A 23,622-nucleotide genomic window follows, 5' to 3' on the forward strand; every position below is an offset into this window, starting at 1 on the left:
CCTATCCGCGCGGCGCCCGGGCCAGCTGCCGCGACTGGGCGACCAGGCGCCCGGTGGAGTCCCACACCTCGGCGTCCTCCTCGAAGTAGCCGCCGGCCAGGTTCCGGGTGGCGTGCCTGACCCGGAGCCAGCCCGCCGCGGGGCGGGCCCGCAGGTGGACCGTCAGTTCGATGGTCGGCGCCCATCCCGGCAGGCCGAGGTCGAAGGTCACCGGCGGCAGCGCGTCCGCGACCAGCAGCAGCTGCAACGGGTCGGGCTCCCGCCCATCCGCCAGCCGGAACCAGCCCTGGATGCACCCGTTCCCGGACGGTGCGCCGACCGCCCAGCCGACCGTCGCCGGGTCCAGCCGCAGGTCGAACCGCTCCAGCAGCGCGGCCTGCTCGATCAGCTGCTTCGGCGCGTGCTCGACGCCGATGCACTCCTCCGGCGGCGGCATCTCGAACGGCACGGCGCTGGTCCGCACCTCCCCCGCCTGCGCGTCCAGGTCTCCGTACGTGGCGAGCACCCGCAGCCGCTCCTCGCCGTCCTGATGGAGCGAAGCAGTCCCGGTCGACAGCGAACGCCCGCGCCGCACCGTCTCGGTCCGCACCTCCACCGGCCCTGGCACCGAGGCCGAGAGGTAGTAGCCGCTGATCGAGACCGGGTCCGGGTGCTCGGGGTGCTCCAGTGACAGGGCGTGGCCCGCGACCGCGAGCAGCAGGCCGCCGTTGACCCCGCCGCCGATCTGCCAGCCCTCGCCGAGCTCTCCGGCGTACCGGCCCGGCCCGGCGGGGCTGAGGGCGATGCCCTGGTCGAACTCGCTGCGTGTCGCGGTGGTCATGGGTGGAGCCGCCCTCTCGCCAAAAAGAGTTACCCGTCGGTAGCCAAACATACGTCAGCTCCCCCATCCGGCGGAACACGAAAATGCCGCCGCCCCCACGAAGGGGGCGGCGGCATCTGCGACGGAGCGTCAGTCGCGACGGATGGTCGGCTTGAGCTCCAGGAAGCGGGCGAGCAGACCGTTCACGAAGGCCGGGGAGTCGTCCGTGGAGTACTCCTTGGCGATCTCGACGGCCTCGTCCAGGACGACCGCGTCCGGGACGCCGTCCTCCCAGATCAGCTCGTAGGTGCCGAGGCGCAGGACGTTGCGGTCCGCGATCGGCATCCGGTCCAGGGTCCAGCCCACCGCGTAGGTGGAGATCAGGTCGTCGATCTTCCTGGCGTGCTGGACGTATCCCTCGATCAACTGCATGGTGTACTCGGCCACCTGCGGGATGCCCTCGTCCGGCTTGGGCTCGCGCGAGCGCGCGATCCAGTCGGCGAGCACCCGCTGCGGGTCGACACCACGGTGGTCGGCCTCGAAGAGGATCTGGAAGGCCCGCGTACGGGCCTTGGTGCGCGCAGCTGACACTTTTACTTGACCCGGCCCAGGTAGCTGCCGTCACGGGTGTCGACCTTGATCTTCTCGCCGGTGACGATGAAGAGCGGGACGGCGATCTCGGCGCCGGTCTCCAGGGTGGCCGGCTTGGAGCCACCGGTGGAGCGGTCGCCCTGCACGCCGGGCTCGGTGTGCGAGATGACCAGCTCGACCGAGGCCGGGAGCTCGATGTAGATGGCGGCGCCCTCGTACATCGCGACCAGGGCCTCGAAGCCCTCCAGCAGGTAGTTGGCGGCGTCGCCGACGACCTTCGGGTCGACCATGATCTGGTCGTAGGTGTCCGTGTCCATGAACACGAACTGCTCGCCGTCCTTGTACGAGAACTGCATGCCGCGCTTGTCGACGCTGGCGGTCTCGACCTTGGTGCCGGCGTTGAAGGTCTTGTCGACGACCTTGCCGGTCAGGACCTCCTTGAGCTTCGTGCGCACGAAGGCCGGGCCCTTACCGGGCTTGACGTGCTGGAACTCGACGACGGACCACAGCTTGCCGCCGTCCAGCTTGAGAACCATGCCGTTCTTGAGATCGTTCGTGGAAGCCACGGGCGCACTTACTCCTGGATATAGCTGTCAAGGAACCAAGGGATTGCGCAGAACCGCAACCACCCGGGGGCGGCTACAGCGCGAGGAGCTCCTTGGTAGTGATGGTGAGCAGCTCGGGACCACCCTCTTCGAGGGGACGGACCACGAGCGTGTCCTCGATCCGGACCCCACCCTTACCCGGGATGTGTACCCCGGGACCGACGGTGACCGGCACGCGATTGTCCAGTTTACCCATGTCCGCGGGCCCGAGACGCGGCGCCTCCCGGATCTCCAGGCCGATGCCGTGACCGAGCGGGTGCAGAGAGCTCTCCGCGTACCCCCCGGACTGGAGGATCTCGCGGGCCGCCTGGTCCGGTGCGTGCTGCGGAACGCCCGGGCCGAGCGCCTCCCGGGCGGCCCGTTGGGCCCGGAACACCAGCCGGTGCAGCTCCACCTGCCAGGGCGCCGGGGCCGCCCCGATCACGAAGGTCCTGGCGGTGGAGACGCCGTAGCCCCGGTACTGGGCGCCGAGCACCACGGTCAGGAAGTCGCCCTCCTCCACCCGGCGGTCGGTGGGCAGGTGGAACTCCAGGCCGGAGTGGCTGCCGGTGCCGACCGAGACCGGGAAGGCCGCCTGGTCCGCGCCGTGGTCGATCATGCGGCGCTCCAGCTCCATCGCGAGATGGCGCTCGGTGCGGCCGACCAGGATCGACTCGAGCAGCTCGCCGAGCGCCTGGTCGGCGATCTCGGCGGCGATCCGCAGGTCGGCGATCTCGTGCTCGTCCTTGACGACGCGCAGCTGTTCGACCGCCCGGGCCAGGTCGGTCAGCTCGACGCCCTCGGCCAGCCCGGCGATCCTGCGGTGCCGGCTGACCGTCAGGTCGTGCTCCTCGACCGCGAGGTCCCGGACCCGCAGCCGGGCCGCCGCCTCGGCGGCGGCCAGCGCGGTGTCGGTGCCCTCGGGCACCGGCAGCCGGGCCACCTCGGGGTCGTCCGGCAGCCGGTGTTCGCCGGTGTCGTCCGGCGGCAGGTCCTCGGGGAGCGCCAGGACGGCGCGCTCCCTGGTGAGCAACAGGGTGGCCCCGCAGGGGGCGCAGCCGGTGAGGTAGCGGACGTTCGCAGCTCGGGTGATCAGCGCGGCGTCGGCCCCGGAGGCACTGCAGTGTGCCCTCAGCCGCTCGCGCCGTGCCGCGTATGCCTCAACCATGCCCTGAGCCTAAGAACCCGCCGCCGAAGCCGCCTCCCGAGCGCACCCGATCGGAAGCCAACCCCCAGGCCCTCTCTTTCGGATCACGCCGGGCGACGTGACCCGAACGAGAGGGCCTAGAGGACGAACGGGTTCCCGCCCTGCGCGGCGATCAGGTACCACGCGGTGGCGCCGGTGTGCAGGGCCGCGTAGTAGATGTCGCCCTCCCCGGTGTTCAGGCCGTCGCTGGAGGCGGCGACGATGCCGCGGCCGTCGTTGTTGGGGGCGTTGGTCTGGGCCGCCGCGATGGTGGCCAGCAGGGTGGTCGCCTTGTCGGCGTCGCCCGGGGCGTTGCGGGCCCGGTAGGCGGCGGCCAGGTGCGCGGTGCCCTCGAACCAGACCTTGCTGGTGTCCGCCCCGCTGAAGCTGACGCCGGAGAAGCCGCCGTCGGTGGCGGCCATCCGCCCCGCCGTCCAGTCGATGGCGGGCGCGTACGCCGGGTCCTTGGTGGCCAGGTAGCTCCAGGTCTGGACGTCCTCGGGCTCGACGTCCTCGTTGATCGTGACGCCGTCCAGGCCGGTGCCCGTCCACAGGTGGCCGTTGGCGGCCTGCATGGTACGGACGAAGGCGAAGGCGTTGTCGGAGCGGCTCTGCCAGACGCCGTCCCCGGTGACCTGGGCGAGCATCCGGAAGAACGCGCCGGTGTCGATGTTGTGTTCGGTGGCCTTCCAGCGGAGCGGGATCATCTCCGCCCCGGTCTCGTCATCGTTGCGCAGGCCCCCGGTGTAGCCGCCCGCGCCCCGGCTGTCCGCCGCGTTGGCCTGGATCCAGTTGGCGGCCTTCAACGCGCCGTCCAGGAACCGCTGTTGGCCGGTGACGTGGTAGAGCCTGGTGAAGGTCAGGCCGGCCCAGGCCATGTTGCCGGTGTAGACCGAGAAGCCGCCGACGTACGGTGCGCCGGAGGCGGTGACGAAGGGGTTGGGCTCGTACGAGGCGCGCAGCCGGCCGTCGGGCACGATGTCGTGGGCCTGGGCGTAGAGCAGGCTGTCGCCGAGGGCCGTGGCGCGGCCGATGTCCTCGGAGTTGCCGCGCTGCAAGAAGGCCGCGACCACCAGCGCGTTGTCGTAGGTGAAGCTGGCCTGGAAGCCGTCCGGGCCGAAGCGGGGGTCGTCGAAGTAGCCGCCCCGGTAGCTCTGCGGGACCCGCAGGGCACTGCCGCTGCCGTACCGGTCGAGGTCACCGGCCAGGTAGGAGTACGCGTTCTCCAGCGAGTACCGGGACGGCGGTGTGGCGTGGAAGACCGGCTTGTTCGGGCCCGCGAGGGAGAGGTTGCGGCTGATCAGCGGGTCGATGACGCTCCCGGTGGGGAAGTCCATCATGACGACGCCGAGGTGCTTGGTGACGTCCGGGCTGCCGAGGTAGCCGCTCAGCTTGCTGTTGACGCCCTCGATCTTCACGCGCTCGCGCGGGCCGATCATGCGGGACTCGCCGTTGGCGAAGCCGTCCGGCGTGTGCGCGACCGTGGAAGCGGAGGTGTAGGTGACGTACATGCCACTGTTCGACAGCGCGGCCTCGTCCAGATGGGTCCGGACGGCGTCCCACTTCTGCTCGATGCTCGCGGGCTGGTCCAGGTCGCCGAGGTGGCTCTTGTAGTCCTTGATCCCGTAGCCGTAGTCGCCCCCGCCGGGCCCTTCGAAGTTGGTGAGCACGATCTTGCCGCGCACCTCGGAGAGCTTGGGGATCTCCGCCTGGTGGTAGTAGTAGAGACCGCCCTCGGCCGGGGTGGGCTTGACGACCGACTTGTCGTAGAAGAGGTCCTTGTTCTGCTCGACGTACCGGTCGAGGATCGCCATCCGCTCGGCCTGGGTCGCCTTCCACGGCTGGTCCACGCAGCTGGTCGGCGAGGCCAGGGTGTCGCCCCCGCACTCCGCGTGGAGGCGCAGCAGGATCGTCTCGCTGCTGTGGGCCGCCAGGAAGTTCCGCGCCTGGCCGAGCACGTCGTCGAAGACCGCGTTCTGGTAGTACGCGCCGTGGTGGATGGTGAACCCGCCGTCGACCACCCGGACCCGGATGTCGATGGCCCGGATGCCGCTGTCCAGCTGGTGCCCGAGGGTCGCCCCGCTGTCGCCGTAGTCGTACTGGGTCTGGACGAACATGCCGCCGTGGATCGCCATCGTCTCGTGCGTGCCCGGGACGGTCATGGCGCTGAGCGGGGTCTCGCCCCCGACGCCGGACATCCAGTTCTGCGGGTTCACCGCGGTCGGGACGGTGTCCGCCGAGGCGGGGTGCGTCACGGCCACGGGTGCCGCCAGGACGGCGAGGACCAGGGCGGCGCGGGCCGCCCGGGGAGAGCGGGACTTCGGTGGAGCCACGGCGGGGCGTCCTTTTCGGTGGGAGGCTGGTCCACCGATCCAATCCGGGCCGCTCCGGGCCGGTCAACGGCCGTCGGGGCAGCGAATCAGGGCCGCGCGTACCTCCGCGATTCTGCTACCGCGTGAGCTCACGGGCCGTCAGCAGGGCGTCGTCGACGCTCTCCAGGATGTCCGGGATCGGGTAGCGCACCGAGCGGATCACCCGGTCGGGGCCGATCACCAGGGTGAGGCGCTTGAGCCGGGTGGTGCCGCCGGCCCGGATGGTGGGCAGGCGCAGGGCGGCGGTGAGTTCCAGGCCGGCGTCGGAGAGCAGCGGGAAGTCCAGGCCCTCCGCCTCGGCGAAGGCGCGCTGCTCGTCGGTGCGCTGGGTGGAGACCCCGTGCACGGTGGCGCCCACGGCGGCGAACTCGGCCAGCCGCGCCTGGTAGGTCCGGGACTCCAGCGTGCAGCCCGCCGCGCCGGGCACGGCGCCCCAGCCGGGCGGGTAGGACTCCGGGCGGACGAAGGCGCCGGGGAAGCAGTAGAGGACGGTGGGGCCGGCGACCGGGTCGCGCGGCTGCCCGGTGGTGTCGGTGAGCAGCAGCTCGGGCACCCGGGTGCCGGTCAGGGCGTGCACCCGCTCGGCCTCCCGGGAGGTCTCGGCGGTGGTGGCGGTCACCTCGCCGGGGCCGAGCAGCCAGGTGTCGCCCCAGTCCTGCAGGGCGACCAGCACCGGCAGCAGGGCCCGGCCGCGCGGGGTGAGCCGGTACTCGTACCGGGGCGGCCGGTCCTGGTAGGGCTCGCGGGCCAGTACCTCGGCGTCCACCAGCAGGTGCAGACGCTCCGTCAGGACCTTGCGGGACAGGCCGAGTTCGTGTTGCAGCTGGTCGAAGCGGTGCAGTCCGCGCGCCACGTCGCGCAGCACCAGCAGCGTCCAGGCGTCGCCGACCACGTCCAAGGACTGGGCGATCGCGCAGTTGTCGTCGCCCGGGCCACCCCGTCTGGGCATCCGTCCTCCCACTCTCGCATTGACCCTCAGCCTCCCATGCTGACATAGTCAGTTCCCCAAAGGAACTTACTAGGGGGCAAGCGTGCGTCAGGTACCGAGAACCGTCTGGCTGCTGTCGGCGGGGATCTTCGCCAACATGGTGGTGTCCTTCACGTTCGTCTACCTGTTCGTCTATCTGACCGGCGAACGCGGCCTGAGCGTCGCCTCGGCCGGTCTGATCGCCGGCGTCGGCGGGGTCGGGCTGATCGCCGGGAACTTCACCGGCGGCTGGTTCGGCGACCACTTCGGCCACCGCCGCACCCTGCTGGCCGCCTCGGTGGTGTCCGGCCTCGGGCTGCTCACCCTGACCGCTCTGCCGACGCCCGCCCTGTTGGTGGTCCTGCCGCTCTGCCAGTACGCCGCCGGGGCGGTCCGGGCCGCCAACTCCACCCTGGTCGCGGCCGCCGTCCCGCCCGGGGCGCGCCGGCAGGGCATCGCGGTGATGCGCTTCGCCGGGAACGCCGGCTTCACCGTCGGGCCGCCGCTCGGCGCGCTGATCGCCACTCAGTTCTCGTACGGCTGGCTCTTCGTGGCCGACGGCGTCGGCACCCTGCTGTTCGCGGCGTACGCGGCCAAGGTGCTCAAGGCCGACCCGAGCCCGGCCAAGCGGGCCGCGGCGGCGGCCGGCGGGCCCGGTGTGTGGCAGTCGCTGCGGGCCAGGCCCGCGCTGCTGGTGCTGCTGCCCGCCATCGTGGTGATCGACACCGTCTACCGGCAGCAGTACTCCACCCTGCCGGTCTTCCTCGGCGACCACGGCATCGGCACCGGCGTGTACGGCGCGCTGATGGCGATCAACGGCGGCGTGATCCTCTGCCTGGAACTGCCCGCCGCCGTGGCCCTGCGCAACCAGGCCCCGCTGCGGATCATCGGCGCCGGGCTGGTGCTGGTCGGCCTCGGGTACGCGGCCCTGCTGCCGGGCGCCTTCGTCTGGGCGGCCGTGGCGATGATGGTGCTGCTCACGGCGGGCGAGATCCTCTACAAGACCCCCGCCACCGCGTACGTGGCGGACTGCGCGCCGGAGCACCTGCAGGGCCGGTTCCAGAGCCTGTACGCGGGGGCCTCGGTCAGCGGCACCGTGCTCGCCCCGGCCGTGGGCGGTGCGGTGTACCAGGCCGCGCCGGGGCTGCTCTGGCCGCTCTGCGCCGGGCTCGGCCTGCTCGCGGGTGCGGCCGTCCTGCTGGCGGCCGCACCCGGGCGGGTGTCACGGGGTCAGCAGTCCCCGCTGGTAGGCGCGGACCAGGTGGCGCGGGACCAGCAGCTCGCGCCCGTCGACGGTGACCGGGGTCAGCTGCGGGGCGACGGCCTTCCAGTTGGCCCGGCGGTGGCGGGTGTTGCTGCGGGAGAGCTTGCGCTTGGGGACGGCCATGTCTGAGGTGCTCCTCGGTGGTCGGCGGGTACCGGTCGGTGGCTGGCGGGGGTCGGACGTACCTACCGGCCGCCGGAGGCGTACGGCAGCAGCGCCATCTCACGGGCGTTCTTGATCGCGCGGGCCATCGCGCGCTGCTGCTGGACCGTCAGCCGGGTCACCCGGCGACTGCGGATTTTGCCCCGGTCGGAGATGAACTTCCGGAGCAGATCGGTGTCCTTGTAGTCGATGTAGCTGATCTTCGCCGCGAACAGCGGGTTCGGGCGGGGCTTGGCGGGCGTTCGCATCGGTTTCCTCATGAGACGGGGTCCAGCAGGTCCTCGAAGGCATCGGGCAGGGCCTTCCAGCCCGCCTCGCCTGCGGCGAGCTCGGTGTCGGTGAGCAGGCAGGCGTCGAGCAGCTCGACGATCCCGTCGGCATCCAACCCCTCGGCGGTGAAGCTGAGTTGCTGGACCCGGTCGCCGTGCACGGGATGCCAGTCGAGTGCGGCGGCGGCCCGTCGGGTGGGCGGGTAGAGCTCCCAGGCGGCGTCCGGCAGTGCGGTCAGCCAGGGTCCGCACTCCTCCACCGCGAGGTTGGCTCCGGCGGCGTCCCAGGCGAGCATCAGCTCGGGGCGGTTGGCCAGCCAGAACCGGCCCCGGCTGCGCTGCGCGGCCGGTACCAGCTGCTCCAGCGCCTCGTGCAGCCGGGCGGGGTGCAGCGGCCGACGGCGCTCCCAGACCAGGGTGGCCACCCCCGCCTCATCGTGCTCCTGTGGCAGCAGCGCGATCGCGGGGTTGACCCGGTCCCGGGCGGCCGGCACGTCGAAGCCGCCGAGCGCGGCCCGGGTCAGCTCACCGGTCCCGAGCGTCACCAGCCTTGCCGTCGGGTGCAGTTGGCGGAGCATCGCGACTCCGGCGCCATCGCTCCCCCGGGGTACGGCCAGCGTGCCGGCGTACTCGATCTGGTGCGCCAGCGCCTCGGCCCTGGTCCGGCCGTCCTGGGCCGCGGTGTGCTCGCCGTGGTCGACCAGGTCGTCGGAGACCGAGAGGTCGCCGACCAGCTCCTCCGGGTCCACCGCCGTGACCACACCGGCGAGTTCGATGCCCTCGGCCCCGGCGATCACCTCCACCGCCGGGTGCGGGTCGCTGCCGCCCCACAGCTCCACGATCGCCAGCCCGTACTGCCCGGCCTCGGCGATCCGGACCAGCTCGGGCACCAGGTCCTCGCGCAGCGCGCAGCACGGGCAGTCGTTGGTGAGCGGCACCTCGGCCCGGCGGTGACTGCCGTGGGCGTCCCGCAGTTCGCGGTGGACGATCCCGAAGGAGGCGTCCCGCAGGTCGTGGCGGAGCACCACGGCGTCGATCCCGGCGGCCGTCAACTCCTGGACCGCACACCATCGTTCGGCCCGGTGCAGGCCCGCGACGACCACCACCGGGAGCTTGATCTGATCGGACATCGTTCCTACCAGCTCGACTTGCGGACGCCGGGCAGGTGGCCGGCATGGGCATGCTTGCGCAGGTTGATCCGGGACAGGCCGAAGGCCCGCAGGTAGCCGCGCGGGCGGCCGTCGATGCCGTCCCGGTTGCGCAGCCGGGTGGCGCTGGCGTCCCGTGGCTGGCGGGCCAGCTCCTGCTGGGCGGCGGCCCGTTCGACCGGGTCGGTGCCGGGCCGGGCGATCAGGCGCTTGAGTTCGGCGCGGCGCTCGGCGTACCTGGCGACCACCTCGCGGCGGTGCAGGTCCCTGGCGATCTTGCTCTGCTTGGCCATCAGACCTTCTCCCCCCGAGCGCGGATGCGGGCCACGGCGGCCTCGATGCCGATGCTGTCGACGGTCTTGATCCCGGCCGCGCTGAGCGTCAGCCGGACGTTGCGCCCCTCACTGGGAAGCCAGTAGCGCTTGCGCTGGATGTTCGGGTCGAAGCGTCGTTTGGTGCGGCGGTGCGAGTGCGAGATGGCGTTGCCGAAGCCGGGCTTGCGGCCGGTCAGCTGGCAGTGCGCGGACATGGATGTGCTCCGAGGGGTCTGCGGAATGGGCAGGACCCGGCTGACGTTACACCACTTGAAAATGGTTTCCATTTCGCTATAGTCGGCCCGAGCCCACCAGAAGGAGCCCCCATGGCCCGCAACGAACTCCGCCCGATCGTCAAGCTGCGGTCGACCGCCGGCACCGGCCACACGTACGTGACCAGGAAGAACCGCCGCAACGACCCCGACCGGCTGACCCTGCGCAAGTACGACCCGGTCGCCCGGCAGCACGTGCCGTTCCGCGAAGAGCGCTGACCCAACGCATCTCTCCCCTGCCGCCGGTGCCGTACTCGACCTGGTGCGGTCCGGCGGCTCACCCGACGCGGGCCTCGCAACGGCCGGGCCGCCGCTGCCGGCGGCGGGCTGACCTGCCCGGTGTCCCTATAGTTGCGGGATGGCACGCACCGTACGCACCGTATCCAAGACCACCTCGTTCGACCTGACCGCCGCCGAGCGCTCCGCCCTGGAGGGGCTGGCGCAGCGGCCCACCGCGATGGGGATGCGGGCCAAGATCGTGCTCGCCTCCGCCGGGCAGGGCAAGGCGGCGAAGCCGGTACCGGTGGACACCGTGCTCGCCGAGCTGAACGCCTCGCGGGATTCCGTGAACAAGTGGCGCAAGCGCTTCCTGACCGAGCGCCTGGCCGGGCTCTCCGAGGAGCTCAGGGCCGGCGGCCCGCGCACCGTGACGGACGAGCAGATCGCCAAGGTGATCGCCGAGACGCTCGGCCGCAAGCCCCGGCTCGGCACCCAGTGGTCGGCCCGTGAGCTGGCCGAGCGGGCCGGGGTCTCGCAGCAGACCGTCAGCAAGGTCTGGCGCGCCTTCGACCTGGCCCCGCAGCGCACCGAGGCCGTCACGCTGGCCACCGACCCGCTCGCCATGGACCGGGCCCACGACGTGGTCGGCCTCTACCTCGCCCCGCCGGAGCGGGCCCTGGTGGTCTGCGTGGACGAGAACCGGCACAGCGCCACCGGCTACGCGGGCAACCCCGACCGGGGCCTGGCCGAAGCCCTGGAGACCACCAACGGCCAGGTGGTCGGCTCGCTGCACCGGCGGCACCGGGCGGTGGAGTTCCGCAAGTTCCTGGAGGGGCTGGAGGCCACCGTGCCGGCCGGCCTCCAGGTCCACCTGATCTGCGACAGCTACGCCACCCACAAGGCGCCGACGGTGAAGAACTGGCTGCTCGCCCACCCGCGCTTCCAGCTGCACTTCACCGGCACCGGCCCGGCCTGGACGGAGCTGGCGGCCCGCTGGCTCGCCGCGCTGCGCACCACCGACACGGCGCTGGCGCAGCAGGTCCGGGACTGGACCGGCACGCTCGGCGCGACGGAGACGGAAACGGAGGAGGAGCCGGCATCCTTCGCCTGGACCAAGGACACCGCGGCGATCCAGCAGGCTCTGGGCGGCTGAGGTCGTCCACTACACCGGCCAGCCGTCCCGGGTGGTGATGGTGCGCGCGTACGGGCCGTCCGGGCCGGTGCTGCGGTAGGTCTCGACCGAGCTGCCGGTGCGGACGGTCGCGTCGCCGTTGTGCCGGTGGGCGGTCGGGGCGTAGGTGTGGTCGACCGTGCTGCGCAGGCCGTCCTCGGTCGCGGTGCGGTGGTGGCCGAGCACCATCTCGGTGCGCTGGTCGGTGCTGCCCGCGGCGTCGGCCGTGTACCGGTAGCGGACGTCCAGCGGTGCGCTCTCCTGGACGGTGCTGCCGGCCGGCGGGCCGCCGCCCCGGCGGGTGCTGGTCGTGGTCTGGTCGGTGCGGTTGTGCAGCGTCAGGTCGTTGCCGCCGTCGCGGAGTTGCTGGCCGGAGCGGAAGGTCCGGTCGGTCCTGACCTCGGTGGTGACCCGGCCGTGCGAGGTCTGCACCCAGCCCTGGGCGGAGTCGTGGCGGGCCGCGGTGACCGTCCAGTCGCCGCTGCCCTCGCCGAGGTCGGTGAGCTCCGTGCGGACGGTGGCCTCGGACGCGACCTGGTGCCGGGTCAGCGCGCCGGAGGTCCGGGCGCTGCCGTGGTCGACGGTGGCGAACAGGTTGAGCTGACCGGTCCAGGCGTCGTTGCTCTGCTTCTCGGCCTGGTTGACGGTGAGTGAGACGGAGTGCGGGCGGCCGTCGAGCAGCAGGCCGACGTACGGGGTCAGATCCACCTGGTAGGCGGGCAGGTCGAAGGCGAAGATGCCCGGGGTGGGCCGCCAGAGCAGCGGGTCCCAGCCGCCGGTGTAGATCACCGGGTAGGGCCAGACCGCACCGGCCGTCCGGCCGTCCACGGCGAGCCGCAGCTCCCGGAACGGGCCCTGGCCGCAGTACCCCCGCCCGGGGTTGGCCCGGACGAACTCCTCCGGCGCGGAGGCGTACGCGAACTCCTCGCAGGCGCCACCGCCGCGCGCGTACACCTCGGCGGTCAGCCGCTCCAGGTTCCGCGGGAAGGTGAACTCCCTGGTGCTGCCCGGGTGCGCCTGGTCGAGCGTGAACCCGCCGCCGGTGAGCACCCGGTCGGCGGTGCGGGCGGCGGGCCAGGCAGCCGAGGCGGTGTAGAAGGTGAAGGTGGCGGAGATCACGAAGACGCCGGTGTAGGTGGCGTCGGTGACGTTGGGCAGGTCGAACTCGAAGGGCTGAGTGCCCGTCAGCACCGGCGCGTACCGGGTGACATCGCGCTCGACCCGCCACTCGATGCCGTCCTGCGAGGGCTCGGGCGTGGAGGACATCAGCACCTCGACCCCGCCCACCCGGACGGTGAACAGCCGGTCGAACTGCCGCCCCGCGACGCTGCCGTGCAGGTCGAGGACCACCTTGGACCAGGGCCCGGCGCAGTCGGCGGGCGGGGTCAGCGAGCCGTTGTACGGGGTGTCGGCCGGGCTGCCGTAGCCGTTCTTGAAGGCCCGCTCGTGCATCACCTCGACCGTGCAGGACCGGGTGTCCGGCCTGGTCAGCGGCTGTACGGCGGAGATCGGGTCGTGGTAGTCGGAGCCGAAGTCGGCGTACGCGGTGCCGCCTTGGGTCAGGACGGCTGCGAGGGCCAGGACGGCGGCGCCGAAGGCGCGGGCCGCTCGGCGCAGTACGGGACGAGCGGGCAACGCGGCCTCCGGGGCTGGGGTTGCGGCAGGGGTACCCGTATCTTTCCGACGGTGACCAGGACCTGTCAATGAACCGGCGATAGTTGGGAATCGATCGATCGGGTACTGAGTTGTCGCCAGGTGGCCGCCTGCCACCGGGACTTGGTCCCCCGCACCACAAGCGCCGAAAGTGGAGTCACATGCTCAGCACCACAACGTCCCGTGCCACCGAAGTCCTCGACCGCCCGTTCACCCTGGGTAGCCTGACCCTGCGGAACCGGATCGTGATGGCCCCGATGACCCGGGAACACTCCCCCGGTGGTGTGCCGGGCCCCGACGTCGCGGAGTACTACGCCCGCCGGGCGGCCGGCGGGGTCGGCCTGATCATCACCGAGGGCACCTACGTGGACCACCCCTCGGCGGGCACCAGGCCCGCCGTCCCGCAGTTCCACGGCGAGCGGGCGCTGGCCGGCTGGGCCGACGTGGCGGCGGCGGTGCACCACGCGGGCGGGAAGATCGTGCCGCAGCTCTGGCACGTCGGGATGGCCCGGGTGGCCGGTGCGCCGCCCGTCCCGCAGGCTCCCCGGATCGGCCCGTCCGGCATCCCACTGGAGGGCCATGAGCCCGGGCACCCGATGACCCGACAGGACCTGGACGACGTGATCGCGGCGTTCGCCGCCGGGGCCGCCGCCGCCGAGGCCCGCGGCTTCGACGGCATCGAGATCCACGGCGCCCACGGCTACCTGGTCGACCAGTTCCTCTGGGAGCACACCAACCGGCGCACCGACGGCTACGGCGGCGACCCGGCCTCCCGGACCCGCTTCGCCGCCGAGCTGGTGGCGGCCTGCCGCGCGGTGGTGGCGCCCGACTTCCCGATCCTGTTCCGGATGTCCCAGTGGAAGGTCGGCAACTACGACGCCCGGCTCGGCAGCACGCCGCAGGAGCTCGAAGCGGTGCTCGCCCCGCTCGTCGAGGCGGGCGTGGACGCCTTCCACGCCTCCACCCGCCGCTACTGGCAGCCCGAGTTCGACGGCTCGGAGCTCAACCTCGCGGGCTGGGTGAAGAAGCTCTCGGGCCGGCCCGCCGTCAGCGTCGGCTCGGTCGGCCTGGACACCGAGTTCACCAAGGCGTTCGTCGGCCAGGGCAGCGGCCTCGCCGACATCAACGGGCTGCTGGACCGGCTGGAGCGGGACGAGTTCGACCTGATCGCGGTCGGCCGGGCGCTGCTCGCCGACCCCCGGTGGGCCGAGAAGGTCCTCGACGGCCGGACCGAGGAGCTGACCGCCTTCTCCGTGCGGGCGCTCAAGACGCTGTCCTGACGACTCGTCAGCGCTGCTGGCAGCTCGGGCACCAGAACAGGTTGCGGGCCGCGTGGCTCTCGGTCCGGACCTCGGTGCCGCAGACCAGGCAGGGCATCGCGGCCCGCCGGTAGACGTAGACCTCACCCCCGTGGTCGTCCACCCGGGGCGGCCGGCCCATCGCCTCGGGCGTGTGCTCGGGGCGGACGGTGTCGATCCGGCCGATGCCCGCGCCGTCGTGCATCAGCTCCACCAGGTCGGCCCAGATCGCGTCCCACTCGGCCCGGGTGACGTCCCGGCCGGGGCGGTGCGGGTCGATGCCGAGCCGGAACAGCACCTCGGCCCGGTAGACGTTGCCGACGCCCGCCAGCACCTTCTGGTCCATCAGCAGGGCGGCGACCGTGGTCCGGCTCCGGGAGATCCGCTCCCAGGCCGGGCCCGGGTCGCTGCCGGGGCGCAGCGGGTCGGGCCCGAGCCGGGCGTGGATCGCCGACTTCTCGGCGCCGGTGAGCAGTTCACAGGTGTTCGGGCCGCGCAGGTCGGCGTACGACTCCGTGCTCTCCAGCCGGAGCCGGATCAGGCCGACCGGCGCGGGAGCCGGGCCCGCGCCGAAGGTGAAACCGCCGTACAGGCCGAGGTGGATGTGCAGCCAGGCACCGGCCTCGAAGCCGAGGAACAGGTGCTTGCCGTGCGCCTCCGCCTCGCTGAGCCGCTGACCGTCGATCAGCGCGGCGCCCTCCGCGAACCGGCCCTGCGGGCTGGAGACCCGGAGCGGGCGGTGCGCGAACGCCTTGGCGTTCTCGGTCGCGAGACGGTGGATGATGTGGCCCTCGGGCACGGGCGCTCCCCTTCGGACGGGTGTGTGACGACCATCCGATTCTCGCAGGCGGGGCCGACAGTCCCGGCTGGTCAGTACGGCCGGGGCGGGGTGCCGGGCTGCGCGGGCGGGTAGCCGACCGGAGCCGCGGGGGCAGCCGGGTAGGGAGCCGGGGCGGCCGGGAAGGAGACCGGGACCGCCGGGCGCGGGGCCCGGTCGGTGCGCCGGGCACCGACCGCGACGGAGACGCCGGCGATCTCCAGCGCGATACCGGCCATGCCGAGGATGATCGGGGTCTGGACGCCGTCCTCGGTGTCGCAGACCTGGGTCTGCTGCTGGCGGATCTCCATCACCTGGCACTTCCAGCCGGTGGCGTCGTCCATGTCCCAGAGGGCGGCGTAGCCGATGGCGGCGAAACCGGCGGCCATCAGGACGAGTTGCAGGATGCGGGCGATGGGAGACATGGCCCGCACCTTATCGCTCGGACGTACGACCGCGCAGCAGCTGCCCTGATACGGCGTCAGCGACCGGCCAGCCGGGCCGCTATCACCTGGTCCAGGGCGGCCGCGGTGGCCGCGACGTCGAGGTGCGAGTTGTCGATGATCGGCAGTCCGGAGTTGTACCAGCCGGCCATCCGCCCGTGGATCCGGGCCACCTCCTCGTCGCTGAGCCGGCGGGTGCCGGCCCGGCGGGCGTTCCTGGCCAGCACCGAGTCGAGGCCGGGCAGCAGCACCACGGGGATCATGCCGGGGCCGATGTGGCGCTTCCAGCCGCCCAGGCCGACGGCGGGCAGGTCGGGGAAGACCGCGTCGTCGATGATGCAGGAGATGCCGTTGGCCAGGTAGTTCCGGCAGGCGAAGCCGCAGGTGCGCCGGGCCAGCCGGTACTGCGCCTCGGAGGCGTTGTTCCAGCCGGACTGCGGGTTGGCGAACCCGGCCTGCACCCACTCCCGGACGTCGTCCAGGCTGATGTGCGCGGTCGCGGTCGGGCGGCGCTCGGCCCAGTGCCTGGCCACCGTGGTCTTGCCCGCCCCGGCGGGGCCGATCAGCAGCACCGCGAGGGTGAGCGCGGGCGCCTGCGGCGGCGGCAACTGGACCGGTGCGCCGGTCGGCAGGGCGAAATGCCCGGTGGCGGCCTGCGGCGGGTACGGCGGCCGGATTGGCTGGGCCGGGTAGCCCGGCGGCACCTGACCTCCCCCTGCGTGCGTCACTGAGCACCTCCCGACGGGGACACTACACGTCGGTCCGGTGGCGGGCACAGCCCGCCACCGGCCAATGATCAATAACGGCTGATCATGCGTCAGCGCGTGGTGAGCTGCTCGGCCAGCGCACGAAGCGCCAGCTCATAGCTACCGATGCCGAATCCGGCGATGGTGCCGGAGGCGACCGCGGCGATCACCGAGTTGTGCCGGAAGGTCTCCCGCGCGTACGGGTTGGAGATGTGCACCTCGATCAGCGGAGCGGTCCGCTGCGCGGCGGCGTCCCGCATCCCGTACGAGTAGTGCGTGAAGGCACCCGGGTTGATCACCACGGGGGTCTTCTCGTCGGCGGCCCAGTGCAGCCACTCGATCATCTGCTGCTCGGAGTTGGTCTCCTTGACCTCCACCTCGAAGCCGAGCTCCTTGCCGAGCGCGGTGCAGCGCTCGACCAGCCCGGCGTACGAGGTGGCGCCGTAGACGTCCGGCTCCCGGCTGCCCAGCCGGCCCAGGTTGGGGCCGTTGAGCACCAGCACCCGGCTCACGCCGAGACCTCCGCGTAGGCCGCCACCAGCACCTGCGGGTCGGGGCCCTCCAGGACGGAGGTCTTGGCCAGACCGTCCAGCACCACGAAGCGCAGCAGGTCGCCGCGCGACTTCTTGTCGATCTTCATGGCGTCCAGCAGCTTCGGCCAGGCGTCCGCCCGGTAGGTCAGCGGCAGGCCGACCGAGCCGAGCACCGAGCGGTGCCGGTCGGCCGTCTCGTCGTCCAACCGCCCGGCCAGGCGGCCGAGTTCGGCGGCGAAGACCATGCCGATGGAGATCGCGGCGCCGTGCCGCCACTTGTACCGCTCGTTGCGCTCGATCGCGTGGCCGAGGGTGTGGCCGTAGTTCAGGATCTCCCGGAGACCGGTCTCCTTGAGGTCGCCCGAGACCACGTCGGCCTTGACCTGGATCGCCCGGCGGATCAGCTCCACCGTGTGCGGCCCGGCCGGCGTCTTGGCGCCCTCCGGGTCGGCCTCGATCAGGTCGAGGATCACCGGGTCGGCGATGAAGCCGCACTTGATCACCTCGGCCAGACCGGAGACGTAGTCGTGCTTGGGCACGGTCTCCAGGGTGGCCAGGTCGGCCAGCACGCCCACCGGCGGGTGGAAGGCGCCGACCATGTTCTTGCCCTCGGCGATGTTGATGCCGGTCTTGCCGCCGACCGCCGCGTCCACCATGCCGAGCAGCGTGGTGGGCATCGACACCCAGCGCACCCCGCGCAGCCAGGTGGCCGCCACGAAGCCGGCCAGGTCGGTGGTCGCGCCGCCGCCCAGGCCGACGATCACGTCGCTGCGGGTGAAGCCGGTCTGCCCGAGCACCGACCAGCAGTACGCGGCCACCTCGGCGCTCTTCGCCTCCTCGGCGTTCGGCACCTGCAGCAGGATCGCGTCGTAGCCCTCGGCGGCCAGGTCCTCGCGGATCGCCTCGCCGGTGGCCTCCAGCGCCTCGGGGTGGATGATCGCCACCCGCTTGGCCCGGGTGCCGATCAGCCGGCCGAGCTCGCCGAGCAGCTGACGGCCGATCAGCACGTCGTACGGGTCGTGTCCGGCACTGCCGCCGACGTGGATGGTGACGGTGTCACTCATGGGGTCTTCAACTCCAGTGCTTCCAGTACTGCGTCCGCGACCTGCTCCGGCGAACGGCCCTCGGTGTCGACCACCGCGGTGGCCACCTCCAGGTACAGCGGGCGGCGGGCTTCCATCAGCTCGCGCCAGGCCGCCCGCGGGTTCACCGCGAGCAGCGGGCGCGGGGCGTCCAGGCCGACCCGCTTGACCGCGTCGCCGAGCGCCACCTCCAGGTACACCACCGGGAGGTCGCGCAACAGCTCACGGGTCCGCTCGGCCATCACCGCGCCACCGCCGAGCGCGAGCACACCGTCGTACGCGGTGGTGGCCGCCTCGACGGCACGCCCCTCCAGCGCCCGGAAGTGCGGCTCGCCCTCGTCGATGAAGATCTCCGGGATCGGCTTGCCCGCGAGCTGCTCGATGTCCTGGTCGGTGTCCCGGAAGGTGACGTCGAGCCGCTCGGCGAGCAGCCTGCCGACCGTGCTCTTGCCGGCCCCGGGCGGGCCGACCAGCACGACGACCGGTGCGGTCATCGGACGATCAGGTTGTCGAGGTAGCCCTGCACGTTGCGGCGGGTCTCGGAGACGTTGTCGCCACCGAACTTCTCCGCCACCGCGTCGGCCAGCACCAGGGCCACCATCGCCTCGGCGACGATGCCCGCGGCCGGCACGGCGCAGACGTCCGAGCGCTGGTGGTGCGCCTTGGCGACCTCACCGGTACGGACGTCCACGGTCTGCAGCGCGCGCGGCACGGTCGCGATCGGCTTCATCGCGGCGCGCACCCGGAGCAGCTCACCGGTGGACAGGCCGCCCTCGGTGCCGCCGGAGCGACCGGAGGTCCGCTTGATGCCGTCGGCGCTCGGCACGATCTCGTCGTGCGCCTGCGATCCCGGCACCCGGGCCAGCTCGAAGCCGTCGCCGACCTCGACGCCCTTGATCGCCTGAATGCCCATCAGGGCGGCGGCGAGGCGGGCGTCCAGCCGGCGGTCCCAGTGCACGTGCGAGCCGAGGCCCACCGGCACGCCGTACGCCAGCACCTCGACCACGCCGCCGAGGGTGTCGCCGTCCTTGTGGGCCTGGTCGATCTCGGCGACCATCGCCTTCGACGCGTCCGGGTCCAGGCAGCGCACCGGGTCCTCGTCGAGGCGGGCCTCGTCCGAGGGCAGCGGCAGCACGCCGGCCGGGGCCTTGGCGGCGGCCAGCTCGACCACGTGCGAGACGATCTCGATGCCGCAGGTCGCCTTGAGGTAGGAGCGGGCCACCGCGCCGAGCGCGACCCGGGCCGCGGTCTCCCGGGCGGAGGCGCGCTCCAGGATCGGGCGGGCCTCGTCGATCGAGTACTTCTGCATGCCGGCCAGGTCGGCGTGGCCGGGGCGCGGGCGGGTCAGCGCCTCGTTGCGGGCCAGGCCCGCGAGGATCTCCGGGTCGACCGGGTCGGCCGACATGACCTGCTCCCACTTGGGCCACTCGGTGTTGCCGACCATCACGGCGACCGGGGAACCCATGGTCTCGCCGTGCCGGACGCCGCCGAGGAAGGTGACCTCGTCCTGCTCGAACTTCATCCGGGCGCCGCGGCCGTAACCGAGCCGCCGTCGGGCCAGCGCGTCGGCGACCAGCTCGGTGGTCACCGGCACTCCGGCCGGCAGGCCCTCCAGCGTCGCGACCAGTGCGGGGCCGTGCGACTCCCCCGCCGTCAGCCAGCGCAACGTACCCAACGGGAGCTCCTTCGTCAGCGGCCGGACGGCCGGGCCTTCGTTCCCCACGATCCTTTCACGTCCCGGGAGCCATCGGGCGCATGGTCCGCGTTGCGGACATGATCGGTCCGAACCTTGTCAGCTTGCCCCGGCCAGCGCGGCCTCGCCCGCCGCCCGCATCGCGGCCAGCGGGCCCTCGGGCACACCGGTGAAGTACTCGAACTGGAGCACCGCCTGATGCACCAGCAGATCGAGGCCGCCCAGCACGGTGCCGCCCTGCCCTTCGACGGCCGCCACCAGCGCGGTCGGCCACGGGTGGTAGAGCACGTCGAACAGCGCGCCGGGCGCGCCGGGGATCGCCGGGGCGAACGCGTCGGTGGCCCCGGCCGGGGTGGTGGAGATGGTCAGCGGGGCGGCCAGCGCCGCGGCTCCGTCCGCCCAGTCGGCCGTCCTGAGCTTCAGGCCGAGCCGCTCGCCCAGCTCGCGCATCTCGGCGGCCCGCTCGGCACTGCGGACGTAGACGGTGACCTCGCCGGTGCAGACCTGTGCCAGCGCGGCCAGCGCCGAGGAGGCGGTCGCCCCCGCGCCGAGCACCGAGGCCGTCTCGACCGTGTCGATGCCGCGCTCGCGCAGCGCGTTCACCAGCCCGGGGACGTCGGTGTTGTCCCCGCGCCGTCGGCCGTCCGGGCCGAACACCACCGTGTTCACCGCGTCCACGCTCAGCGCGGTCGGGCTGACCTCGTCCAGCAGCGGGATGATCGCCCGCTTCAGCGGCATGGTCAGCGACAGCCCGGCCCACTCCGCCGCGTCGAGCCCGGCCACGAAGCCGGACAGCCCGGCCTCGTCCACCTCGTGCCGCCCGTACTGCCACTCCGTCAGCCCGAGCGCGGCGTACCCCGCCCGGTGCAGCACCGGCGAGAGCGAGTGCGCGATCGGCGAGCCGAGCACGGCCGCCCGGTGGCGCCTGGTCACAGTCATGCCGTTCTCCCTGTCGGCCCGGACTACTTGCAGTGCCCGCGGCCCTTGTCGAAGCCCTGGCCGTGCGCGGTGCAGTTCTCCTCGACGCTCTTCAGGTGCTCCGCGTAGGAGTCCGAGAAGCGGGTCTCCGTCGGCGACATCGCGATGAAGTACGCCCAGTTGCCCGGGGTCGGGTTGAGCATCGCCTTGAGCGCGTCCTCACCCGGGTTGGAGATCGGGGTGGGCGGCAGGCCCGTGTTCACGTAGGTGTTGAACTTGGTCGACCCGTCGTCGATCTCCTTCGACGTCAGCTTGGTGCGACCCAGGAAGTACTGCAGCGTGGTGTCCATGCCCAGCTTGTGCTGGGTGGTGTCGGTGTTCAGCCGGTTGCTGATGACCCGGGCCATCTTGCCGAAGTCCGTCGAGTTGTTGCCCTCGGCCTGCAGGATGCTGGCCGCGATCAGCACGTCGTAGCCGCTCTTCACACCGGCCTTCTGCGCCCCCGCGTCCAGGTTGAGCGCCTGGAAGTGCTGGGTGGCGGTGGCGACCATCTGCTTGAGCAGGTCCTCCGGCTTCATGCCCTGGCTGATCGAGTACTTGGTCGGGTACAGGAAACCCTCGATGTTGCCGCCGGCGTACGGCGGCAGGCCGAGGGTGGCGACCTGGGCCTTCGCCACACCGGCGGTGGTGCCCTTGGCGAGTTTGAGCTTGTCGTCGATCATCCCGTAGGTGACCGCGGCGGTCTTGCCCTCGGGCACGATCAGCGCGTCGCCGCCGGCCGAGTCGACCAGCAGCTTCACGGCCTCGTCGCCGGACATCTGGTGGTGCATGGTGAAGTAGCCCGGCTGGATCGTGCCGGCCTTGGGGTTCCTGGTGAAGGCCGAGGTGAAGGCTTCGACGCTCTTCACCACGCCGGCCGCCAGCAGCGTCCGGCCCATCTGCTCGCCGGGGCCCGGCTTGATCTCGACCTGCACCGTGCCCGTACCCGCGCCCGAGAAGTCCGGCGGCGGGCCGAAGTGCTCCTGGTAGAAGCCGTAACCCCACCAGCCGGCCCCGGCCACGCCGCCGAGCAGCACCAGCGCGACCACCAGGCAGGCGCCGCGGTTCTTGCGGCCGGACTTCTTGCCCTTCTCCTTGCGGTTGCGCTCGGCCGAGCGGGAGTCGTCCTGCTCTCCGAAGAAGGACTCCTGCTCCGGCTCGTGGAGCGCCTCGACCTCGTCGTCCGCCCACCGCTCGGGCTCGGGCTCGACGACCACCGGCCGGGCCTGCGGCGCGTCCAGCGCGGCGGCCTCGGCCTCCCAGTCGATGCCGTCCGGGCCCGGACCCGCGGGCTGCGGCGCGGCCGGCTGCGGGGGCTGCTGCTGGTAGCCCTGCTGCTGGGGCGGCATCGGGCGGCGCGGCTGCTGGGGCTGCTGCTGCTGCGGCTGCTGCACGTACTGCGGCTGCTGCTGCGGCTGGCCGTACTGCGGCTGCTGGGGCTGCTGCGGGTAGCCCTGCTGCTGCGGCTGCCCGTAACCGTACTGGTCCTGCTGCGGGTAGCCCTGCTGGGGCTGCGGCTGGCCGCCGTACGGGCCCGGCTGCTGCGGCCACGACTGCTGCGGCTGCTGCTGCGGGTAGCCCTGCTGGCCGCCGCCGTACTGGTCCTGGGCGTACTGCGGCTGCTGCCACTGGTTGCCCGGAGCTCCGCCCGGCCCGGGATCGCCCGGGTGCCAAGGCTGCGTGCCCTGGGGCTGGTAGCCCCCGCCCAGATCAGTCATCGATCCCCTTAAGCCGATCCGGCAAGACATCTCGAACCGGCGTGCTAGCGCAACGCCTGGAGGGAGACGTTACCGTACCGCGGCATTCACCCCGGCGGCCCCGGACGGACAGTCAGCGGCTGCCCGCGCTCGGTGAGGACGACCGCGCGGCCTGCCGGGCGTTGAACTCGGCCACGTTCCGCTGGTGCTGCTCGTAGCTGTCGGTGAAGCGCGTGTCGCCGGGGCCGACGGTGACGAAGTACAGCCAGTCCCCCTCCGCCGGGTGCGCCGCCGCCTGGATCGCATCCCGCCCCGGGTTGGTGATCGGGGTCGGCGGCAGGCCCGGGTGCAGATAGGTGTTGTACGGCGAGTCGAGCTTGGTGTCCCCGGCGGTGGTGGTCAGGGTCGACCGGTTGAGCGCGTAGTTGATGGTCGAGTCGAACTGCAGCGGCATCGACTTCTCCAGCCGGTTGTAGACCACCCTGGCCACCTTGGTCATGTCCTCGGGGTTGTCCGCCTCGCCCTGCACCAGGCTGGCCAGCGTGAGGATCTCGTACGGGCTCCGGGCGTACGCCTCGGCCGCCTCCGTCACGCCGTCCGCGCCCTGCCGCTTGGCCGCCTGAGCCACCATCAGCTGCAACAGCGTCAGCGGGGTGGTCTCCCCGGTGACCGGGTAGGTGGAGGGGAAGAGGTACCCCTCCGGGTTTCCCCGCGCCGCGTCCGGCAGGCCCAGGGCCGCGGCCTGCTGCCCGGCCACCCCCTTGGTGGTGCCCTCCGCCAGCCTGAGCTTCTGGTCGACGGCCGCGTAGATCTGCTCGGCCCGGCGGCCCTCGGGGATGGTGAGCGCGTTCGCGTTGGCCGGGTCCAGCAGGACGTTCAGCGCGGAGCCGGCCGCCATCCTCAGGCGCAGCGTGTACGTGCCCGGCTGGATCCGGGTGCCCGCCGGGCTCTTGGCCGCCGCCTCGGTGAAGGCCCGGACGCTGGCCACCACGCCCTCCTTCTCCAGCGCCTGGCCGATCTGGGTGAGCGTCGCGCCCTGGACCACCGAGACCTGCGCGGTGCCGGCGCCGGAACCGGCGAAGTCCGCGGCCTTCTCCTGGCCGGACGGCCAGAGCAGCAGGGTCGCCAGCACGGCCAGACCGACCACGCCCGCCAGCGCCAGCACGCTCAGGCAGCAGGCCAGCCCGGTACGCAGCCGGCGCGGGTCGGGCGGCTCGATCCCCGGCGCGCGCCCCGGCGGCAGCCCCTCGGGCTCGGCCACCGGCGCGCCGAGGTGACCGGGCGTCAGACCGGATGCCAGGCCGGGTGCGGTGTACGGATCGGTCATGGCCTCGTCCCCTCCGAATGCGGAACGGGGCACCCGCGGAGTTCCGCAGGTGCCCCGT

Annotated in this window: 25 protein-coding genes and 1 pseudogene; 4 read left to right on the top strand and 22 right to left on the bottom strand. The window is 72.5% G+C overall.

Annotation, left to right across the window (positions count from 1 at the left end; all coding sequences use genetic code 11):
* Position 1 precedes the first annotated feature (1 nt).
* The 6 genes from F4556_RS04080 to F4556_RS04105 form a co-directional block, all read right to left on the bottom strand.
* On the bottom strand, positions 2-820 hold the full coding sequence (locus tag F4556_RS04080; RefSeq protein ID WP_184911678.1) for a thioesterase family protein: 819 nt from the start codon (positions 818-820) through the stop codon (positions 2-4).
* A gap of 129 nt (positions 821-949) precedes the next feature.
* Positions 950-1,390, bottom strand: a complete 441-nt coding sequence (gene nusB, locus F4556_RS04085; RefSeq protein ID WP_057228136.1) for a transcription antitermination factor NusB — start codon at positions 1,388-1,390, stop codon at positions 950-952.
* 2 nt (positions 1,391-1,392) lie between these two features.
* On the bottom strand, positions 1,393-1,956 hold the full coding sequence (gene efp, locus F4556_RS04090; protein ID WP_184911680.1) for an elongation factor P: 564 nt from the start codon (positions 1,954-1,956) through the stop codon (positions 1,393-1,395).
* Between the two features lie 73 nt (positions 1,957-2,029).
* Complete coding sequence (locus F4556_RS04095; RefSeq protein WP_184911682.1) at positions 2,030-3,142, bottom strand: M24 family metallopeptidase; 1,113 nt, start codon at positions 3,140-3,142, stop codon at positions 2,030-2,032.
* A gap of 116 nt (positions 3,143-3,258) precedes the next feature.
* Positions 3,259-5,493: a phosphatidylinositol-specific phospholipase C domain-containing protein gene (locus F4556_RS04100; RefSeq protein ID WP_184911684.1), complete on the bottom strand. Its 2,235-nt coding sequence runs from the start codon at positions 5,491-5,493 to the stop codon at positions 3,259-3,261.
* Between the two features lie 115 nt (positions 5,494-5,608).
* Entirely contained in the window at positions 5,609-6,481 is an 873-nt protein-coding gene (locus F4556_RS04105; protein WP_184911686.1) for a winged helix-turn-helix transcriptional regulator, read from the bottom strand.
* 136 nt (positions 6,482-6,617) lie between these two features.
* Between F4556_RS04105 and F4556_RS04110 the strand changes: the two are divergent.
* A pseudogene (locus tag F4556_RS04110) lies at positions 6,618-7,727 on the top strand (MFS transporter); the annotation flags it as partial.
* On the opposite strand, the gene rpmF reads toward F4556_RS04110, so the two are convergent.
* The 5 genes from rpmF to rpmB form a co-directional block, all read right to left on the bottom strand.
* Positions 7,722-7,886, bottom strand: a complete 165-nt coding sequence (rpmF, locus tag F4556_RS04115) for a 50S ribosomal protein L32 (RefSeq protein ID WP_184924255.1) — start codon at positions 7,884-7,886, stop codon at positions 7,722-7,724. The pseudogene F4556_RS04110 and the gene rpmF sit on opposite strands and share 6 nt — an antisense overlap.
* Positions 7,887-7,948: 62 nt before the next feature.
* Positions 7,949-8,173 (bottom strand): 30S ribosomal protein S18, encoded by a 225-nt coding sequence (gene rpsR / locus F4556_RS04120; RefSeq protein ID WP_246510963.1) that lies wholly within the window; start codon positions 8,171-8,173, stop codon positions 7,949-7,951.
* Between the two features lie 8 nt (positions 8,174-8,181).
* Positions 8,182-9,324: a CobW family GTP-binding protein gene (locus F4556_RS04125; RefSeq protein WP_184911689.1), complete on the bottom strand. Its 1,143-nt coding sequence runs from the start codon at positions 9,322-9,324 to the stop codon at positions 8,182-8,184.
* A gap of 5 nt (positions 9,325-9,329) precedes the next feature.
* Entirely contained in the window at positions 9,330-9,635 is a 306-nt protein-coding gene (gene rpsN / locus F4556_RS04130) for a 30S ribosomal protein S14 (protein WP_184911691.1), read from the bottom strand.
* Positions 9,635-9,871: a 50S ribosomal protein L28 gene (gene rpmB, locus F4556_RS04135; RefSeq protein ID WP_184911693.1), complete on the bottom strand. Its 237-nt coding sequence runs from the start codon at positions 9,869-9,871 to the stop codon at positions 9,635-9,637. The genes rpsN and rpmB overlap by 1 nt, the downstream gene beginning before the upstream one ends.
* Before the next feature lie 111 nt (positions 9,872-9,982).
* Here rpmB and rpmG point away from each other — a divergent pair, with 111 nt between their 5' ends.
* Entirely contained in the window at positions 9,983-10,147 is a 165-nt protein-coding gene (gene rpmG, locus F4556_RS04140; protein ID WP_184911694.1) for a 50S ribosomal protein L33, read from the top strand.
* Between the two features lie 139 nt (positions 10,148-10,286).
* Positions 10,287-11,300 (top strand): helix-turn-helix domain-containing protein, encoded by a 1,014-nt coding sequence (locus tag F4556_RS04145; protein WP_184911696.1) that lies wholly within the window; start codon positions 10,287-10,289, stop codon positions 11,298-11,300.
* A gap of 9 nt (positions 11,301-11,309) precedes the next feature.
* Here F4556_RS04145 and F4556_RS04150 read toward each other — a convergent pair whose 3' ends face one another.
* Positions 11,310-12,953 (bottom strand): peptide-N4-asparagine amidase, encoded by a 1,644-nt coding sequence (locus F4556_RS04150; RefSeq protein ID WP_184911697.1) that lies wholly within the window; start codon positions 12,951-12,953, stop codon positions 11,310-11,312.
* Positions 12,954-13,132: 179 nt separating this feature from the next.
* Here F4556_RS04150 and F4556_RS04155 point away from each other — a divergent pair, with 179 nt between their 5' ends.
* Positions 13,133-14,251 carry an NADH:flavin oxidoreductase gene (locus F4556_RS04155; RefSeq protein WP_184911699.1) on the top strand — a complete coding sequence of 373 codons (1,119 nt, stop codon included), beginning with the start codon at positions 13,133-13,135 and terminating at the stop codon, positions 14,249-14,251.
* 7 nt (positions 14,252-14,258) lie between these two features.
* Here F4556_RS04155 and F4556_RS04160 read toward each other — a convergent pair whose 3' ends face one another.
* From F4556_RS04160 to mltG (F4556_RS04205), 10 genes are all read right to left on the bottom strand, one after another.
* Positions 14,259-15,068: an Fpg/Nei family DNA glycosylase gene (locus F4556_RS04160; protein ID WP_184911701.1), complete on the bottom strand. Its 810-nt coding sequence runs from the start codon at positions 15,066-15,068 to the stop codon at positions 14,259-14,261.
* Between the two features lie 71 nt (positions 15,069-15,139).
* Positions 15,140-15,511, bottom strand: coding sequence for a hypothetical protein (locus tag F4556_RS04165; RefSeq protein ID WP_184911702.1), 372 nt, complete (start codon positions 15,509-15,511; stop codon positions 15,140-15,142).
* A 56-nt stretch (positions 15,512-15,567) separates the two neighbouring features.
* A complete protein-coding gene (locus F4556_RS04170) occupies positions 15,568-16,305 on the bottom strand; it encodes an AAA family ATPase (protein ID WP_376775652.1) in 738 nt (245 codons plus the stop codon).
* Positions 16,306-16,346: 41 nt separating this feature from the next.
* Complete coding sequence (gene aroQ / locus F4556_RS04175; RefSeq protein ID WP_184911705.1) at positions 16,347-16,787, bottom strand: type II 3-dehydroquinate dehydratase; 441 nt, start codon at positions 16,785-16,787, stop codon at positions 16,347-16,349.
* Complete coding sequence (gene aroB / locus F4556_RS04180) at positions 16,784-17,872, bottom strand: 3-dehydroquinate synthase (RefSeq protein ID WP_184911707.1); 1,089 nt, start codon at positions 17,870-17,872, stop codon at positions 16,784-16,786. Before aroB ends, aroQ begins: the two co-directional genes overlap by 4 nt.
* Complete coding sequence (locus F4556_RS04185; protein ID WP_184911708.1) at positions 17,869-18,384, bottom strand: shikimate kinase; 516 nt, start codon at positions 18,382-18,384, stop codon at positions 17,869-17,871. Before F4556_RS04185 ends, aroB begins: the two co-directional genes overlap by 4 nt.
* Positions 18,381-19,565, bottom strand: coding sequence for a chorismate synthase (aroC, locus tag F4556_RS04190; protein WP_184911710.1), 1,185 nt, complete (start codon positions 19,563-19,565; stop codon positions 18,381-18,383). The genes F4556_RS04185 and aroC overlap by 4 nt, the downstream gene beginning before the upstream one ends.
* A gap of 117 nt (positions 19,566-19,682) precedes the next feature.
* Positions 19,683-20,522, bottom strand: a complete 840-nt coding sequence (locus F4556_RS04195) for a shikimate dehydrogenase (RefSeq protein ID WP_184911712.1) — start codon at positions 20,520-20,522, stop codon at positions 19,683-19,685.
* Between the two features lie 23 nt (positions 20,523-20,545).
* A complete protein-coding gene (gene mltG / locus F4556_RS04200) occupies positions 20,546-22,258 on the bottom strand; it encodes an endolytic transglycosylase MltG (protein ID WP_184911713.1) in 1,713 nt (570 codons plus the stop codon).
* A 112-nt stretch (positions 22,259-22,370) separates the two neighbouring features.
* Positions 22,371-23,564 carry an endolytic transglycosylase MltG gene (mltG, locus tag F4556_RS04205; RefSeq protein ID WP_184911715.1) on the bottom strand — a complete coding sequence of 398 codons (1,194 nt, stop codon included), beginning with the start codon at positions 23,562-23,564 and terminating at the stop codon, positions 22,371-22,373.
* Between the last annotated feature and the right edge of the window lie 58 nt (positions 23,565-23,622).

Origin of the sequence: Kitasatospora gansuensis (assembly GCF_014203705.1) — a bacterium.
GTDB lineage: Bacteria > Actinomycetota > Actinomycetes > Streptomycetales > Streptomycetaceae > Kitasatospora > Kitasatospora gansuensis.